At 68.1% G+C, this 16,088-nt stretch carries 15 protein-coding genes and 1 other RNA gene; 11 read left to right on the top strand and 5 right to left on the bottom strand.

Features of this window, described 5'->3' with window-relative positions:
• The first annotated feature begins 138 nt into the window (after positions 1–138).
• The 9 genes from D8S75_RS03340 (at position 139) to htpX (ending at position 8,074) form a co-directional block, all read left to right on the top strand.
• Positions 139–1,089: a LysR family transcriptional regulator gene (locus D8S75_RS03340; protein WP_119964532.1), complete on the top strand. Its 951-nt coding sequence runs from the start codon at positions 139–141 to the stop codon at positions 1,087–1,089.
• Between the two features lie 221 nt (positions 1,090–1,310).
• On the top strand, positions 1,311–2,201 hold the full coding sequence (locus D8S75_RS03335; protein ID WP_119964531.1) for an amino acid ABC transporter substrate-binding protein: 891 nt from the start codon (positions 1,311–1,313) through the stop codon (positions 2,199–2,201).
• A 119-nt stretch (positions 2,202–2,320) separates the two neighbouring features.
• Positions 2,321–3,220 (top strand): amino acid ABC transporter substrate-binding protein, encoded by a 900-nt coding sequence (locus tag D8S75_RS03330; RefSeq protein ID WP_119964530.1) that lies wholly within the window; start codon positions 2,321–2,323, stop codon positions 3,218–3,220.
• Positions 3,221–3,327: 107 nt separating this feature from the next.
• The gene (locus tag D8S75_RS03325; protein ID WP_119964529.1) at positions 3,328–4,083 is read left to right on the top strand and encodes an amino acid ABC transporter permease; all 756 of its coding nucleotides are present in this window, start codon (positions 3,328–3,330) and stop codon (positions 4,081–4,083) included.
• A 1-nt stretch (position 4,084) separates the two neighbouring features.
• Positions 4,085–4,756: an amino acid ABC transporter permease gene (locus D8S75_RS03320; protein ID WP_119964528.1), complete on the top strand. Its 672-nt coding sequence runs from the start codon at positions 4,085–4,087 to the stop codon at positions 4,754–4,756.
• Positions 4,757–4,780: 24 nt separating this feature from the next.
• Positions 4,781–5,518, top strand: coding sequence for an amino acid ABC transporter ATP-binding protein (locus D8S75_RS03315; protein ID WP_119964527.1), 738 nt, complete (start codon positions 4,781–4,783; stop codon positions 5,516–5,518).
• Positions 5,519–5,665: 147 nt separating this feature from the next.
• Positions 5,666–5,857 carry a DUF7706 family protein gene (locus tag D8S75_RS03310; RefSeq protein WP_119964526.1) on the top strand — a complete coding sequence of 64 codons (192 nt, stop codon included), beginning with the start codon at positions 5,666–5,668 and terminating at the stop codon, positions 5,855–5,857.
• Between the two features lie 42 nt (positions 5,858–5,899).
• Complete coding sequence (gene pyrC, locus D8S75_RS03305; RefSeq protein ID WP_119964761.1) at positions 5,900–6,940, top strand: dihydroorotase; 1,041 nt, start codon at positions 5,900–5,902, stop codon at positions 6,938–6,940.
• Positions 6,941–7,192: 252 nt separating this feature from the next.
• Positions 7,193–8,074 (top strand): protease HtpX, encoded by an 882-nt coding sequence (htpX, locus tag D8S75_RS03300; protein WP_119964525.1) that lies wholly within the window; start codon positions 7,193–7,195, stop codon positions 8,072–8,074.
• 60 nt (positions 8,075–8,134) lie between these two features.
• Here the strand turns inward: htpX and D8S75_RS03295 are convergent, their stop codons facing one another.
• Positions 8,135–9,214 carry a GlxA family transcriptional regulator gene (locus tag D8S75_RS03295; protein WP_119964524.1) on the bottom strand — a complete coding sequence of 360 codons (1,080 nt, stop codon included), beginning with the start codon at positions 9,212–9,214 and terminating at the stop codon, positions 8,135–8,137.
• A 96-nt stretch (positions 9,215–9,310) separates the two neighbouring features.
• On the opposite strand from D8S75_RS03295, the gene D8S75_RS03290 reads away from it, so the two are divergent.
• The gene (locus tag D8S75_RS03290) at positions 9,311–10,642 is read left to right on the top strand and encodes an amidohydrolase (RefSeq protein ID WP_119964523.1); all 1,332 of its coding nucleotides are present in this window, start codon (positions 9,311–9,313) and stop codon (positions 10,640–10,642) included.
• 100 nt (positions 10,643–10,742) lie between these two features.
• On the opposite strand, the gene D8S75_RS03285 is transcribed toward D8S75_RS03290, so the two are convergent.
• From D8S75_RS03285 to D8S75_RS03275, 3 genes are all read right to left on the bottom strand, one after another.
• Entirely contained in the window at positions 10,743–12,476 is a 1,734-nt protein-coding gene (locus D8S75_RS03285) for an NAD(P)/FAD-dependent oxidoreductase (RefSeq protein ID WP_119964760.1), read from the bottom strand.
• A gap of 147 nt (positions 12,477–12,623) precedes the next feature.
• Complete coding sequence (gene cysK / locus D8S75_RS03280) at positions 12,624–13,541, bottom strand: cysteine synthase A (RefSeq protein WP_119964522.1); 918 nt, start codon at positions 13,539–13,541, stop codon at positions 12,624–12,626.
• 190 nt (positions 13,542–13,731) lie between these two features.
• Entirely contained in the window at positions 13,732–14,343 is a 612-nt protein-coding gene (locus D8S75_RS03275; RefSeq protein WP_119964521.1) for a class I SAM-dependent DNA methyltransferase, read from the bottom strand.
• 58 nt (positions 14,344–14,401) lie between these two features.
• Here D8S75_RS03275 and rnpB point away from each other — a divergent pair.
• An RNA gene (rnpB, locus tag D8S75_RS03270) (RNase P RNA component class A) lies at positions 14,402–14,739 on the top strand.
• Between the two features lie 66 nt (positions 14,740–14,805).
• On the opposite strand, the gene D8S75_RS03265 is transcribed toward rnpB, so the two are convergent.
• Positions 14,806–15,993, bottom strand: a complete 1,188-nt coding sequence (locus D8S75_RS03265; RefSeq protein ID WP_232828863.1) for a M48 family metallopeptidase — start codon at positions 15,991–15,993, stop codon at positions 14,806–14,808.
• Positions 15,994–16,088 lie beyond the last annotated feature (95 nt).

Here is a 16,088-nt window from a genome sequence, read left to right as displayed (position 1 = left end):
TGTTTCGGCGGCGTGGGGTGCGCTGGGTGCGCGCGGTGGGCGCAGCGTTGCATTATGCGGCGGGTTGATATGCACGCACAGCATCGCTGCGCATGGGCGGGCGGGCCTGTCGGGTTTGGGCGCGCGGATAATCGCGCCATGGAAACCAAGTGGCTCGAAGATTTTGTCAGCCTGGCCGAAACGCGCAGCTTCAGCCGGTCGGCGCAGCTGCGCCACGTCACGCAGCCCGCGTTCTCGCGCCGCATCCAGGCGCTGGAGGCCTGGGCGGGCACCGACCTGGTGGACCGCAGCTCCTACCCCACGCGCCTGACCACGGCCGGCAAGACGCTCTACGACCAGTCGCTGGAGGTGCTGCAGGCGCTGCAGAACACGCGCGCCATGCTGCGCGCGCACAGCACGTCGAGCCAGGACATGATCGAGTTCGCCGTGCCGCACACGCTGGCCTTCACCTTCTTTCCCGCCTGGGTGTCGAGCCTGCGCACCAAGTTCGGCCCGTTCAAGAGCCGTCTCATCGCGCTCAACGTGCACGATGCGCTGATGCGCCTGGTGGAGGGCAGCTGCGACCTGCTCATCACCTACCACCACGACTCCCAGCCGTTCCAGATCGACGCCGACCGCTACGAGATGGTCAGCCTGGGCAAGGAGGTGCTCTCGCCCTACAGCAAGCCCGACGCCTCGGGCCAGCCCCTGCACTGCCTGCCGGGCAAGCCGGGCCAGCCGCTGCCTTATCTGGGCTACGCGCCAGGCGCGTACCTGGGGCGCGTGACCGAGCTGATCCTCAAGCAGTCGGGCACGCCCATCCACCTGGAGCGTGTGTACGAGACCGACATGGCCGAGGGCCTCAAGGCCATGGCGCTGGAGGGCCAGGGCGTGGCCTTCCTGCCGCACAGCGCCGTGAAGAAGGACCTGCGCGCGCGCCGCCTGGTCAGCGCCGCGCCGCCGGGCTCGGAAGACCTGCAGATGGTGATGGATGTGCGCGTCTACCGCGAGAAGCCCACGGCCAAGGATGCCGCCAAGGGGACGGCGCAGGCGCTGTGGGACTACCTGCTGGCGCAGGCCGGCGCGCACCCCGACGGAATGCTGGTCTGAAACCCTCTCAGGGTTTGCCCTGGGTCGCGGCGGCGGCCGCGCTGGGTCATAAATATTCCGCATAACCCTGCGCGCATTCGGCATTGGAAATGCCGGGACTCGAAACGTACCATTCCGCGCCTTGAAGCCTGTTTTCCGGCATATGGAACAGGCGTCCGCAGCGTGCCGCCACCGCCGGCCGCACCCGATTCATCCCTCCCGTGGACTTGCCGAGAACCCGCATGACAACACTTTGGAGACTAGCCTGCTGCATCGCCGTGGCCTGCCATGCCGGCCTGGCCAGTGCCGAGACGGTGCTCGAACGCGTCGCGGCGGGCGGCAAGCTGGTCATCGCGCACCGCGAATCCTCGGTGCCTTTTTCCTATGTGGACCCGCAGACCGGCAAGCCCGTGGGCTACGCCGTGGACCTGTGCCTGCGCCTGGCCGAGGTGGTGCGCAAGAAGACCGGCATGAAGGACATGCCGGTCGAATTCCTGCAGGTCACGCCGGCCAACCGCATCACCGTGATCGAGCAGGGCAAGGCCGACCTGGAATGTGGCTCCACCACCAACAACGCCGAGCGCCGCCAGAAGGTGGCGTTCACCGTCCCGCACTTCATCACCGGCGCACGCCTGCTGGTCAAGGCAGCGAGCCCCATCGACCGCGTGGAAGACCTGGTGGGCAAGACGCTGGTCTCCACCAAGGGCACCACGCCGCTCAAGGCGGCGGAGCAGGCCAACCGCGAGCGGCTGCTGGGCATCACCCTCGTCGAGGCGCCCGACCATGCGCGCGCCCTGGAGATGGTGGAGAAGGGCGAGGCCGACGCCTTCGTGATGGACGACGTGCTGCTCTACGGCCTGGCGGCCGGCCGCCCCGACCCCAAGGCCCTCAAGGTCGTGGGGCGTTTCATGACCACCGAGCCCCTGGCCATCATGCTGCCCAAGAATGACCCTGGGTTCAAGAAACTGGTCGACGAGGAGATGCGCCGGCTCATCACCAGCCGCGAGATCTACCCGATCTACGACAAGTGGTTCGCCCGGCCCATACCGCCGGGCAACACGGTGCTCAATCTGCCGGTCAGTTACCTGCTGCGGGACTTCTGGAAGTACCCCACCGACCAGGTGCCGTTTTGAGTGGCGGAGCCATCCGCTGCACAATGCCAGGGTTCCAGGGGTTTCAGCCAGGCGTCAGCGTTGGGCGCGCGAATCCCTAGAATCCACCCTTTTGCCGTTTCACCCACAAGGAGATGACCATGAAAAAACAATTGCTGGCAGCCGCCATTACCGTTCTGGCCGCGGGCAGCGCTTTCGCGCAGGCCGGCGACACGCTGGCCAAGATCAAGTCCTCGGGCAGCATCACGCTGGGCGTGCGCGAGTCCTCGGGCCTGTCCTATACCCTGGGTGGCGGCAAGTACGTGGGTTTCCACACCGAGATGGCCGAGATCATCATCGCTGACATCCGCAAGCAGCTGGGCATGAGCGCGCTGGAAACCAAGTACCAGCCCGTCACCTCGCAGAACCGCATCCCGCTGGTGACCAACGGTACCGTGGACCTGGAGTGCGGCTCCACCACCAACAACGCCGCGCGCCAGAAGGACGTGGCCTTCGCCGTCACCACCTACGTGGAAGAAGTGCGCATCGCCGTCAAGGCCAACTCCGGCATCAACTCCATCAAGGACCTCAACGGCAAGAGCGTGGCCACCACCACGGGCACGACCTCGGTGCAGACCCTGCGCAAGAACGAGCGCGCTGGCGGCATCGACTTCAAGGAAGTCTATGGCAAGGACCACGCCGACAGCTTCCTGATGCTCGAAACCGGCCGTGCCGACGCCTTCGTGATGGACGGTTCCATCCTGGCCGCGAACATCTCCAAGTCCAAGAACCCCGCCGACTACAAGATCGTCGGTGAAGTGCTGAGCGTGGAGCCCATCGCCTGCATGCTGCGCAAGGACGACACGGCGTTCAAGAAGGCCGTGGACGACAGCATCAAGCGCCAGATCGCCGACGGCTCGCTGGCCAAGCTGTACGACAAGTGGTTCATGCAGCCCGTGCCGCCGACCAACACCAAGATCGGCCTGCCGCTGTCGGAAGCCACCAAGGCCGCTTGGGCCAACCCCAACGACAAGCCCATGGAAGACTACGCCAAGAAGTAATTCACAGGCATGAACCGCCCCTTCGGACCGCGGGTTTGAAGGGGCTTTTTTGTTGGGCACCGCCGGCGGCGGCGTCCAACCCCTCCGTTTGAAGAAGGAGCAATCCTATGAGCTGGGATTGGCAGGTGTTCTGCGAGGACACCATGGAACGGCAGGTGGTGCAGGGCTGCTTTGGCAAGGGCGGCGACATCACCTATCTGGACTGGATGCTGTCGGCCTGGGGCTGGACGGTGTCTGTCGCGTTGCTGGCGCTGCTGCTGGCGTTGGCGCTCGGTTCGTTCATCGGCACGCTGCGCACCCTGCAGGACCGCCCGGGCATCGTGCGCCTGGGCAATGCCTGGGTCGAGCTGTTCCGCAACATTCCGCTGCTGGTGCAAATTTTTCTGTGGTACCACGTGGTGCCCACCATCTTCCCGGCCATGAAGAGCGTGCCCGGTTTCGTGCTGGTGGTGCTGGCGCTGGGCTTCTTCACCTCGGCACGTATCGCCGAGCAGGTGCGCTCGGGCATCCAGGCGTTGCCGAGAGGCCAGCGCTACGCGGGTCTGGCCGTGGGATTCACCACCTTCCAGACCTACCGCTATGTGCTGCTGCCCATGGCGTTCCGCATCATCATCCCGCCGCTGACCAGCGAGACCATGAACATCTTCAAGAACTCGTCGGTGGCCTTCGCCGTGTCGGTGGCCGAGCTGACCATGTTCGCCATGCAGGCGCAGGAAGAGACCTCGCGCGGCATCGAGGTGTACCTGGCCGTGACGGCCTGCTACATCGTCTCGGCCTTCGCCATCAACCGCATCATGGCCTTCATCGAGAAGCGCGCGCGCGTGCCGGGCCTCATCGTGGCCGGCGGATCGGGAGGGCACTGACATGAACATCGCACTCGATTTCTCGTTTTACAACTGGGACCTGATCTCCAACTTCGTGCTCAAGGGGCTGTACTTCAGCCTCATGCTCACGGTGGTGGCCACGATCGGCGGCATCCTGTTCGGAACGCTGCTGGCGCTCATGCGCCTGTCGGGCCGGAAATGGCTGGACGTGCCCGCCACCATCTACGTCAACGGCATGCGCAGCATTCCGCTGGTGATGGTGATCCTGTGGTTCTTCCTGCTCGTGCCCGCCATCATCGGCCGCCCCATCGGCGCCGAGGTGTCGGCCGTGGTCACCTTCATCGCCTTCGAGGCGGCCTACTTCAGCGAAATCATGCGCGCGGGCATCCAGTCCATTCCACGCGGCCAGGTCTTCGCCGGCCAGGCCGTGGGCATGACGTATGGCCAGAACATGCGCTATGTGATCCTGCCGCAGGCCTTCCGCAACATGCTGCCGGTGCTGCTCACGCAGACCATCATCCTGTTCCAGGACACCTCGCTGGTCTACGCCATCGGCGCCTACGACATGCTCAAGGGCTTCGAGGTCGCGGGCAAGAACTTCGGCCGCCCCATCGAGGCCTACCTGGCCGCGGCGGTGCTCTATTTCGTCATGTGCTACGCCCTCTCCTGGATGGTCAAGCGCCTGCACCAGAAGATCGCCATCATCCGCTGAAGCACAGAGACAGAGGAACCAGAAATGATCGAACTCAAAAACGTTTCCAAGTGGTACGGCACCTTCCAGGTGCTCAACGATTGCTCCACCAGCATCAACAAGGGCGAAGTGGTGGTGGTGTGCGGCCCGTCGGGCTCGGGCAAGTCCACGCTCATCAAGACCATCAACGCGCTCGAACCCATCCAGAAGGGCGAGATCTGGGTCGATGGCGTGCCCGTGCACGATCCCAAGACCGACCTGCCCAAGCTGCGCAGCCATGTCGGCATGGTGTTCCAGCACTTCGAGCTGTTCCCGCACCTGTCGGTGACGGAAAACCTCACCATCGCGCAGATCAAGGTGCTGGGGCGCAACCCCGAAGACGCCAAGAAGCGCGGCCTGAAGATGCTCGAACGCGTGGGCCTGACCGCGCACAAGGACAAGTTCCCCGGCCAGCTCTCGGGTGGCCAGCAGCAGCGCGTGGCCATCGCGCGCGCGCTGTCCATGGACCCCATCGTCATGCTGTTCGACGAACCCACCTCGGCGCTCGACCCCGAGATGGTGGGCGAGGTGCTCGACGTGATGGTGGGCCTGGCCAACGAGGGCATGACCATGATGTGCGTGACGCACGAAATGGGCTTCGCCAAGAAGGTCAGCAACCGCGTGATCTTCATGGACGTGGGCGGCAAGATCCTGGAAGACTGCTCGCGCGACGAGTTCTTCGGCAACCCCGATGCCCGCCAGCCGCGCACCAAGGACTTCCTCAACAAGATCCTGCAGCACTGATCGCTTGGCACGGGTACACAGCGGCACCTGCGGGTGCCGTTGTGCTTTCCGGGCAGGGCGCCCGTGCCAGGCGTTCCTTCCCGCCGGTAAGATGCCCTGGCCGGAATCCCCCGGCATGGCACGCATCTTACGCACGAGACCTTGAACATGAAACAACCCGTGGTTATCACTGCCGAACTCACGCCCGAGAATGCCCAGGCGCTGGCACAGTTCGTCAAGCACATCAGCCATGAGGCGATCCGCGCATGCTCCCGTGACGATGCGGAAACCTTCCTCGTGCGCGATGCGCTCGATTCGTTGCGCGAAGCCCTGGATCTGGCGGGCTTCGATCCCCAGTAAGCCTGCGACCCCTCCCTGGGGAGTGATGGGACAATGGCGGCCATGACCGCCGCCCAAGACACCCTCACGATCACCCGCCCCGACGACTGGCACTTGCATGTGCGCGACGGCGACCCGCTGCACACCGTCGTGCCGCACACCGCCGCCCAGTTCGGCCGCGCCATCATCATGCCCAACCTGCGCCCGCCCGTGACCACGGCGGCCCAGGCCCTGGCCTACAAGCAGCGCATCCTCGCCGCCGTGCCGGCCGGCGTGGCGTTCGAGCCGCTGATGACGCTGTACCTCACCGACAACCTGCCGCCCGAGGAAATCGCGCGCGCCAAGGAGGCCGGCGTGGTGGCCGCCAAGCTCTACCCGGCCGGCGCCACGACGAACAGCGACGCGGGCGTGACCGACCTGCGCAAGACCTACAAGACCCTGGAGGCCATGCAGAAGGCCGGCCTGCTGCTGCTGGTGCATGGCGAGGTGACCAGCCCCGACATCGACCTGTTCGACCGCGAGGCCGTGTTCATCGAGCAGCAGCTCATCCCGCTGCGCCGCGACTTCCCCGAACTGAAGATCGTGTTCGAGCACATCACCACCCAGGAAGCCGCGCAGTACGTGCAGGAGGCCGACGCCCACACGGCCGCCACCATCACCGCGCACCACCTGCTCTACAACCGCAACGCCATCTTCACCGGCGGCATCCGCACGCATTACTACTGCCTGCCCGTGCTCAAGCGCGAGACGCACCGCCAGGCGCTGGTGCAGGCGGCCACCAGCGGCAGCCCCAAGTTCTTCCTCGGCACCGACAGCGCGCCGCACCCGGCCCACCTCAAGGAGCACGCCACGGGCTGCGCCGGCTGCTACACCGCCCACGCGGCCATGGAGCTGTATGCCGAGGCCTTCGACAACGCGGGCGCGCTCGACAAGCTCGAAGCCTTCGCCAGCTTCCACGGCCCGGCCTTCTACGGCCTGCCGCGCAACGGCGGCACCATCACCCTGCGCCGCGAGGCCTGGACGCCGCCCGACAGCTTTGCCTTCGGCGAGGCCGAGCTCAAGCCCCTGCGGGCCGGCGAGGCGCTGCCGTGGCGGCTGGTCTAGGTCGTCGGAAGTTTGAAGGAAAAACCCGTTGAAGAGCGCTTACAGCAAGCGCTTCAAGCTATTGAATAAATAGCATGTGCCGGCGCCGGGCTTGTTGCCCGCAGGCCTGCTGGACGAACTTTTCCTTCTATGATGACTCTTTCGTATACCGCCGCGCGCCCGGGTTTGCAGGGGCGGGCGGCTTGAAGGAGTGCGTGGGTAGCCCCATGTAATCCGTCCCCATCCTGACCAACCACCTTTCCGTGGAGAGCCATGAAACGCATCGTCCTGTTCCTGTTGACCAACATCGCCGTCGTGGCCGTGCTCGGCGTCGTGGCCAGCCTGCTCGGCGTGAACCGCTTCCTCACCGCCAACGGGCTGAACCTGGGCGCGCTGCTGGGTTTCGCCTTCGTCATGGGCTTTGGCGGCGCCATCATCTCGTTGCTCATCAGCAAGCCCATGGCCAAGTGGAGCGCGGGCGTGCAGATCATCGAGCAGCCGCGCAACCAGGATGAGGCCTGGATCGTCGAGACCGTGCGCAAGTTCGCCGACAAGGCCGGCATTGGCATGCCCGAGGTCGGCATCTTCGAGGGCGAGCCCAACGCCTTCGCCACCGGCGCCTTCAAGAACTCGGCCCTGGTGGCCGTCTCCACCGGCCTGCTGCAGAGCATGACGCACGAAGAGGTCGAGGCCGTGATCGGCCACGAGGTGGCGCACATCGCCAACGGCGACATGGTCACCATGACGCTGATCCAGGGCGTGATGAACACCTTCGTGGTCTTCCTCTCGCGCGCCATCGGCTATGCCGTGGACAGCTTCCTGCGCAGGAACGACGAGGAAAGCTCCGGCCCCGGCATCGGCTACATGGTCACCACCATCGTGCTCGACATCGTCCTGGGCTTCCTGGCCGCCATCATCGTGGCCTGGTTCTCGCGCCAGCGCGAATTCCGCGCCGACGCCGGCGCCGCCCAGCTCATGGGCCGCCGCCAGCCCATGATCAACGCCCTGGCCCGCCTGGGCGGCGTGCACACGCAGGAGCTGCCCAAGAGCATGGCCGCCATGGGCATCGCCGGCGGCATCGGCCAGCTGTTCAGCACCCACCCGCCGATCGAACAGCGCATCGCCGCGCTGCAGAACGCGCAGAACAACGGCTGAGCACGCACCGCGCGTCCTTCCGTCAACCGCCAGGGCGCGCAGGCCCCTGGCGGTTTTTTTTTACATCTTCGCCGCCGAACGCAGCGCGCCGATCACCGCGTCCACGCTGGGGGCCTCCCCAACGCGCCAGCGCCGCCGGGGCGCGCGCAGGGTGTGGCGCTGGCGATAGGCCGTGGGCGAGAGACCGGTGTGCCGCGCGAACACCCGCCGGAAGGCCGCCGGGTCGGCATAGCCGCAGGCCTGGGCGATGGTGGGGATGCTCTCCAGCGTGATCTCCAGCAGCACGCGCGCGCGGGCGCAGCGCAGCCCGTGCAGGTGGTCGAGCGGCGAATGTCCCAGCTCCTCACGGAAATGCCGCAGCAGCGTGCGCGGGCTCACCGACGCGGCGGCGGCCACGGCGCCGAGCTGGTAGGGCTGGTCCAGGTGCTGCTCCATCCACGCGATGGCGCGCGCCAGGGTGCTGTCGCGGGTGCTCGGAATGTGCCGGGCCTGCAGCGCTTCCAGCGCGGCGCGGCCGCGCTCCGGGTCGGGGCGCAGCACCGAGCGCAGTGCCTGGGCCAGCTCGGGGCCCATGGCCCGCTGCGCCAGCGCGGCGGCCATGTCCACCATGCCCGTGGACAGGGCCGCGCTGAGCCAGGGGCCGTCTTCGTGGAAGTCTTGCTCCGTGGCGATGGAGATGCCCGGAAAGTCGCGCCCGAAACCGCCGATGTAGTACCACGGCAGCGCCACGCGGCGGCCGTCCAGCCGCCCGCTGCGCGCCGCCAGCCAGGCGCCGCTGCCCTGCGTGCAGATGCGCAGGCCCTGGTCCACGGCCACGCCGATCCGGCGTGCCAGCGCGGGGTATTGGTCCACGGCGAGGCGCACGGCCGGGATGTCGGGGCAGTGCAGCGGCGCGATGAACAGGTCCGTGGCCGGCCCCTCGAAGGCCCCCGCGCGGAGGCAGGGCAGCAAGGGGCCGTCGGCGATGCGCAGGGGCAGGCCCTGGGCATCGGTCAGGCGCCAGCCGATGCGCGGCGCCTGCGCGCCATGGCGCAGACCGGCCAGCAGGTTGGCCGTGCGCAGCAGCTCCACGAACTGCAGCGCGTGGCCCAGGGCGGTTTCGGGCAACACGGGGATGTCGATGGCGAGGCAGGGAGGCATGGCGATAGTGGCTTTTTGAATGGCCATTTTGACCTCTTTGTCTGCGGGATGCCGCTCTTAGCATGGGGCCTTCGTCCACTTTCTTTCCGCCTTGCCATGCGTAATTCCCTGACCGCTCTCTCGCTCGCCGCCGGCCTCGCGGCCGGTGTCTCTGGTGCCCACGCACAGGCGCTCGATGCCACTGGCCTGCAGGCCATCGATGCCGCCGTGTCCGCCGTCGCGCCGAAGATGGTGCAGTGGCGCCGCGATATCCATGCCCATCCGGAACTGTCGGGCCAGGAGGTGCGCACCGCGCAACTGGTGGCCGAGCACCTGCGCCGCCTGGGGATGGAGGTGCAGACCGGCGTGGGCGGCACGGGCGTCGTCGGCACGCTGCGTGGCGGATTGCCGGGCAAGGTGGTGGCGCTGCGCGCCGACATGGATGCCCTGCCCATGCCCGAGAAGACGGGTCTGCCATTCGCCTCCAAGGCCAAGGCCAGCTACCTGGGCAAGGAGGTGCCGGTGGCGCATTCCTGCGGCCACGATGCCCATGTGGCCATGCTGATGGGCGCGGCCGAGGCGCTGGCGGGCCTGCGCGCGCAACTGCCCGGCACCGTCAAGTTCATCTTCCAGCCGGCCGAGGAGGGCGCGCCCGTGGAGGCCGACGAGCACGGCAAGGTGCCGAGCTTCGGTGCCAAGGCCATGGTGGAGGCGGGCGTGCTCAAGGATGTGCAGGCCCTCTACGGCCTGCACATCACGGCCAACCTGCCTTCGGGCATGGTGGGTTACCGCAGCGGGCCGCTGATGGCGGGCTCGGACAGCATCACCATCCACGTGGAGGGCAAGGGCGGCCACGGCTCCTCGCCCTGGAGCGCCATCGACCCGGTGGTGGCCGCCAGCCAGGTGGTGCTGGGCCTGCAGACGGTGGTGAGCCGCCAGCTCAACATCAGCAAGGAGCCCGCGGTCATCACCATCGGCTCCATCCAGGGCGGCACGCGCTACAACATCATCCCCGACAACGTGGAGTTGCTGGGCACGCTGCGCACCTTCGACGAGGACATGCGCCAGGACGCGCTCAAGCGCATCGCCACCACGGCCGAATCCATCGCCGCCTCCAGCGGCGCCAAGGCCAAGGTGCGCTTCGGGCCCGTGGCCTACCCGGTCACCACCAACCCGGCCGCGCTCACCGAGGCCTCGCTGCCCGCGCTCAAGCTGGCCATGGGCGGCAAGGCCATGGTGATCCCGAAGGTCAGCGGCTCGGAGGACTTCTCGGAGTTCCAGAAGGTGGTGCCCGGCTTCTTCTACTTCCTGGGCGCGCCGCCCAAGGGCGTGGATTTCAACAAGGCCCCGCCCAACCACTCGCCGCTGTTCGACATCGACGAGGACCAGCTTCCCACGGGCGCGCGCAGCCTGGCCGCGCTGGCGGTGGACTTCCTGCGGCGCCAGTAGCCCGGTGGCCGTTTGCATGGCGCCGCGCACGACCCGCACCGCATGCAATGTGCACCGCCCAGGCCAGCGGCGCCGCGCAAGGGGGAAGGCGCACAGCGCCTCAGGGGGTTGTCAGAATACTCCGGGCCACCGCTTCGCCCACCTTGATGCCATCCACGCCCGCCGAGAGAATGCCGCCGGCGTAGCTGGCGCCTTCGCCCGCCGGGTACAGGCCGGCGGTGTTGAGGCTCTGGAAGTCCTCGCCCCGGCCGATCTTGAGCGGCGACGAGGTGCGCGTCTCCACGCCGGTGAGCACGGCGTCGTGCATGTCGAAGCCCTTGATCTTGCGGCCGAACGCCGGCAGCGCCTCGCGCAGCGCCTCGGTGGCGTAGCCGGGCAGGGCCTCGCGCAGGTCGCAGGGCGTCACGCCGGGCTTGTACGAGGGCTCCACGCTGCCCAGCGCCTTGGAGGCGCGACCCGCGATGAAGTCGCCCACGAGCTGGCCCGGCGCGTTGTAGTTGCCGCCGCCCAGCACATACGCATTCGATTCCAGCTGGCGTTGCAGCACGATGCCCGCGAGCGGGTGGTGCTCACCGTCCTTCAAGGCCTCCACGCCGTGCGTGGCGCCAAGCTGGGCCTCGAACGCGGCCGGGTCGGTGGGATAGTCCCGAGGATCGATGCCCACCACCATGCCGGCGTTGGCATTGCGCTCGTTGCGCGAATACTGGCTCATGCCGTTGGTCACCACGCGGCCGGGCTCGCTGGTCGCTGCCACCACGGTGCCGCCGGGGCACATGCAGAAGCTGTAGGCCGCGCGGCCGTTGCTGGCGTGGTGCACCAGCTTGTAGTCGGCCGCGCCCAGCAGCGGGTGGCCGGCGTGGCGGCCCCAGCGCGCGCGGTCGATCACGCCCTGCGGGTGCTCGATGCGGAAACCCACCGAGAACGGCTTGGCCTGCATGTGCACGCCGCGCTCATGCAGCATGGCGAAGGTGTCGCGCGAGCTGTGGCCCAGCGCCATGACCACATGGCGCGCCTCCAGCTCGTGGGTCTGGCCCGTGGCCTGGTCGAGCACGCGCAGGCCGCGCAGCTGGCGCTGGCCGGCGCTGTCCTGCTCGATGAGCACGTCGGTCACGCGCTGCTGGAAGCGCACCTCACCGCCCAGCGCGATGATCTGTTCGCGCAGCGTCTCGACCACCTTGACGAGCTTGAAGGTGCCGATGTGCGGGTGCGCCACGTACAGGATCTCGGGCGGCGCGCCGGCCTGCACGAACTCCTCCATCACCTTGCGGCCCAGGTGGCGCGGGTCCTTGATCTGGCTGTAGAGCTTGCCGTCGGAGAAGGTGCCCGCGCCGCCTTCGCCGAACTGCACATTGCTCTCGGGGTTCAGCTCGCGCTTGCGCCACAGGCCCCAGGTGTCCTTGGTGCGCTCGCGCACCGTCTTGCCGCGCTCCAGCACGATGGGCCGCAGCCCCATCTGCGCCAGCACCAGCGCCGCGAAGATGCCGCAGGGCCCGAAGCCCACCACCACCGGGCGCTCGCGCAAACTGGCTGGGGCCTGCCCCACCGGGCGCCAGGTCATGTCGGGGGTGGGCTGGATGTGGGGGTTGCCCGCGTGCCGCGCCAGCAGAGCGGCTTCCCCGGCCGGCTCGGCGAGGGTGGTGTCGACGATGTAGACGGCCAGCAGATCGGCCTTGCGCGCGTCGAAGCTGCGCTTGAAGACGTGGACGCGCGCGATGTCGGCAAGTGCGATGCCCAGGGCCTGGGCGGCGGCGGCGTGCAGCGCGGCCTCGGGGTGGGTGTCGGGGTCGGACGGCAGCGAGGCCAGCGGCAGCCGGATTTCGGAGATGCGGATCATGGTCATGCGGGCCCGTGGTGATCGGGCAGGGCAATGCAGGGGGAACGGATTTTACCGGCCAGGGCATTCCGTGGGTGCGCGGCATGCAGCCGGCGCGGCCCAGGCCGGCGGCCCCCCGCGCAAGGGCCGCCGCGCCAAAGGGGGCTCTCAAGCGGGCAAGAAGCCTTCCACCGACAGGTAGCGTTCGCCCGTGTCGTAGTTGAAGCCCAGCACCTTCGCGCCCGCGGGCAGCTCGGGTAGCTTCAGGGCGATGGCGGCCAGCGTGGCGCCGGAGGAAATGCCGACGAGCATGCCTTCCTCGCGCGCGCAGCGGCGGGCGTATTCGCGCGCGGGCTCGGCGTCGATCTGGATCACGCCGTCGAGCAGGCTGGTGTCGAGGTTCTTCGGGATGAAGCCGGCACCGATGCCCTGGATCGGGTGGGGCGCGGGCTGGCCGCCCGAGATCACGGGCGATTGCGAGGGCTCCACCGCGAACACTTTGAGTTGCGGATACTTGGCCTTGAGCACGCGCGAGACGCCCGTGAGGTGGCCCCCCGTGCCCACGCCGGTGATGAGCACGTCCAGGCCGTCGGGAAAGTCGGCCAGGATTTCCTGCGCCGTGGTGCGCACATGCACGTCCACGTTGGCCGGGTTCTCGAACTGCTGCGGAATCCAGGCGCCGGGCGTCTGCTGGCGCAGCTCCTCGGCGCGCGCGATGGCGCCCTTCATGCCCTTCTCGCGTGGCGTCAGGTCGAACTGCGCGCCGTAGGCCAGCATGAGGCGGCGGCGCTCGATGCTCATGCTGTCGGGCATCACGAGGACGAGCTTGTAGCCCTTGACGGCCGCCACCAGCGCCAGGCCGATGCCCGTGTTGCCCGAGGTGGGCTCGATGATGGTGCCGCCGGGCTGCAGGGCGCCGGACTTCTCGGCGTCCTCCACCATCGACAGCGCGATGCGGTCCTTGATGGAGCCGCCGGGGTTGCCGCGCTCGGACTTCACCCACACGTTGGCGGCCGGGCCGAACAGCCGGTTGATGCGCACGTGCGGGGTGTTGCCGATGGTTTGCAGGATGTTGTCGACTTTCATGGCGTCTCCTCAGTGGATGGGGAAAAAGGCGGGATGGCGCACATTCTGAACCAGTTGTTCTGCGCCCTGGCCATATGGATATGCCCTGCGCAGGGGCATCGCCTGCGGCGTGGCCGGCACACCGCCATTCTTGGACGGCAACATGCTTGCAATGCTGATCCTGCAAGCGCTTTGTGCGATCGAGATGGTTTCACGGGTGGTGGGCGATCATCAGGAACAGCGGATAAGACCGCCCATTGCGGTGCTGCATGCGCAGGATTTCGGTGAACGCCACGCCTTGCAGGCCCGCGCGCTCGGCCTGTGCCTGCAGGGCTTGGGGTGCAAAGCCGAAGTGGTGTACGCCCTTGGCTTCGTTGTCGCCGTGAAAGCTGCCGTCTTCTTCGTACAGATCGACCAGGGCCACGCGCCCGCCGGGGTGCAGGGCGCTGGCAAAGGCCTGCATCAGCGCGGCGGTGTCGGCCACGTGGTGCAGGGCCATGCAGCTGACGATGGCGTGGTAGCGCCCGGGCAGGCCATCGAAGATGTTGCCCTGGTGCGGTGTGATGTTGGCGAAGCCCTTGTCGGCCAGCACCTGCAGCATGGCGCCGGACATGTCCAGCGCCGTGACCTGCGCCACCCGCGGCGCGATCTGCGTGGCCAGCAGGCCGGTGCCGGCGCCGAAGTCCAGCACCTGGTCGGTGGGCGCCAGGGGCAGTTGCGCCAGCAGGCGCGGAGGCACGGCGGCCAGTTGCTGGGACATGGGGCGCTGGTCCCAGTCGCGGGCGGCGGTGTCGAAGTGGGAGGGTGCGGGGCCTGCGGTCATGGTGCAAGTATCTGCCAGGTGCCGTGGAGCCCTGCCGGTCTGGGATAATCACGCCCGTGAAGCACGCCAGACCGCCGCTGGTGCAATCTGGGAAACCAGGCACTGGAGGAACGTCCGGACTGCACAGGACAGCGTAGCAGCTAACGGCTGCCCACCGTGAGGTGAGGATCAGAGCAACAGAGACGAGTCCCGGGGGCGTACCGCAAGGTAAACCACTGGGGGTGAAACGGGCAATCTCTACGCGCAGCAATACCAAGTAGGCCAGCGTTGATGTGGTTCCGCAGAGCTGGCGGGTAGGTAGCACCGAGCCGGGTGGGCGACCCCCGGCCCAGAGTAATGGCGGTCACGCCCGGGCAACCGGGCGCACAGAATCCGGCTTATCGGCGCGCTTCACACTTTTTCAGGTCAAAAATGGCCCCAAGGCGCTTGGGGAAAGCGCGAGCAGCTCTCATTTTTGATGTCTCACGGCGTGGCGCAGTGCGCTGCCTGCCCCTGCTGCAGCGCGCTGGCGCGCTCCACCGTGTCGGGGTGGCTGCTCAGCAGCGACCAGACCGGGTGAGCGGCCTCGGCGTGGCCCTGTTTTCGGGGCGCGGGTTGGCTGGCGCCGGGTTTCTTGCCATCTTCTGCCTCGTCCTCGTCGCGCGCGATCGCCAGCAGCAGCGTGCCCATGGGCGCCGTGGGCAGGGCGGCGTGGCGCATCAGGCCGATGGCGAAGCAGTCGGCCTCGCGCTCATGGTTGCGCCGGTAGTGCAGCCCGGTGAGCAGCGCGCCGCCCGTGGAGAGCACGCCCGACACATCGCCCAGCGCCAGCCCCAGGCCCATTTGCAGCACACCCTGTTCCACCAGCATGCGCGTGGTGTGGCGGTGCACCACATGGCCGATTTCGTGCGCCAGCACGCCCACCAGCGCGTCGTCGGCGAGGCCCTGCTTGGCGGCCGCCTGCACCAGGCCATCGGTCATCACCACCTGCCCGCCTGGGAGGGCGAAGGCGTTGGCGCCCAGGCCGGCGCGGAACTCCAGCCGCAGCCGCGGCGCGTAGCCGGGGTAGCGCTGCAGCGCGGGCGGGATCTGCGCTGCGAGCGCATCAAAACGCGCGCGCAACTGGTCCTGGCGTTCGGGCGGCAGTTTGCTGGGTTTGAGCAGGCCATCGTCCATCTGCTGCAGGCCCTGTTCGGCCATCGTGCTCTCCCAGGCCAGGGGCACCCAGCGCGTGAGCTGCGTGGCCATCCACGGCGTGCCGTGGCGGTAGAACAGCGTCAGGCCGATGGCGGCGGCCAGCAGCACGGCCAGCAGCACGCTCCAGCGCGTTTGCATGTGCTGGGCCAGGCCGGGGCGCGCGCCGGCGGCGGCCAGGGCCGCGTGCCAGGCGGGCACGGCGTCGATCTCCAGGCTGCCATGCCCGCGCAGGTCCACCACCACCCGCGCCTGGGGGCGGCGCGCGTTCCAGGCCTCGGGCCAGCCCACGTCCTGGTGGGCAAACACCACCGGCGCCGTGCCCGGCGCCGACAGCGGATGCAGGTGCAGCGACGGCCCCCGCGCCGTGGGTCGCAGCCCCACCAGCACCGGCCGCGCCTGGCTGCTGCGCCCGTCGAACCAGCGCCCCGGCAGCAGATCGCCGGGTGCGCCAGTGGTTTCTGGAGAGGTGTTCACCGGGTTGCCTCCTCAACAAAGCCGAGGCGCACGGGATGCCAAAACTGGCGAGGCCCAGCCCAGCGGCCCCCGCGCAAGGGCCGCCCCGCCGCGCT

The sequence above is a fragment of the Simplicispira lacusdiani genome (assembly GCF_003604195.1).
Lineage (GTDB): Bacteria > Pseudomonadota > Gammaproteobacteria > Burkholderiales > Burkholderiaceae_C > Simplicispira > Simplicispira lacusdiani.
The sequence above is the reverse complement of the archived record's forward strand: the minus strand, read 5'-3'. Positions and strand labels throughout refer to the sequence as shown.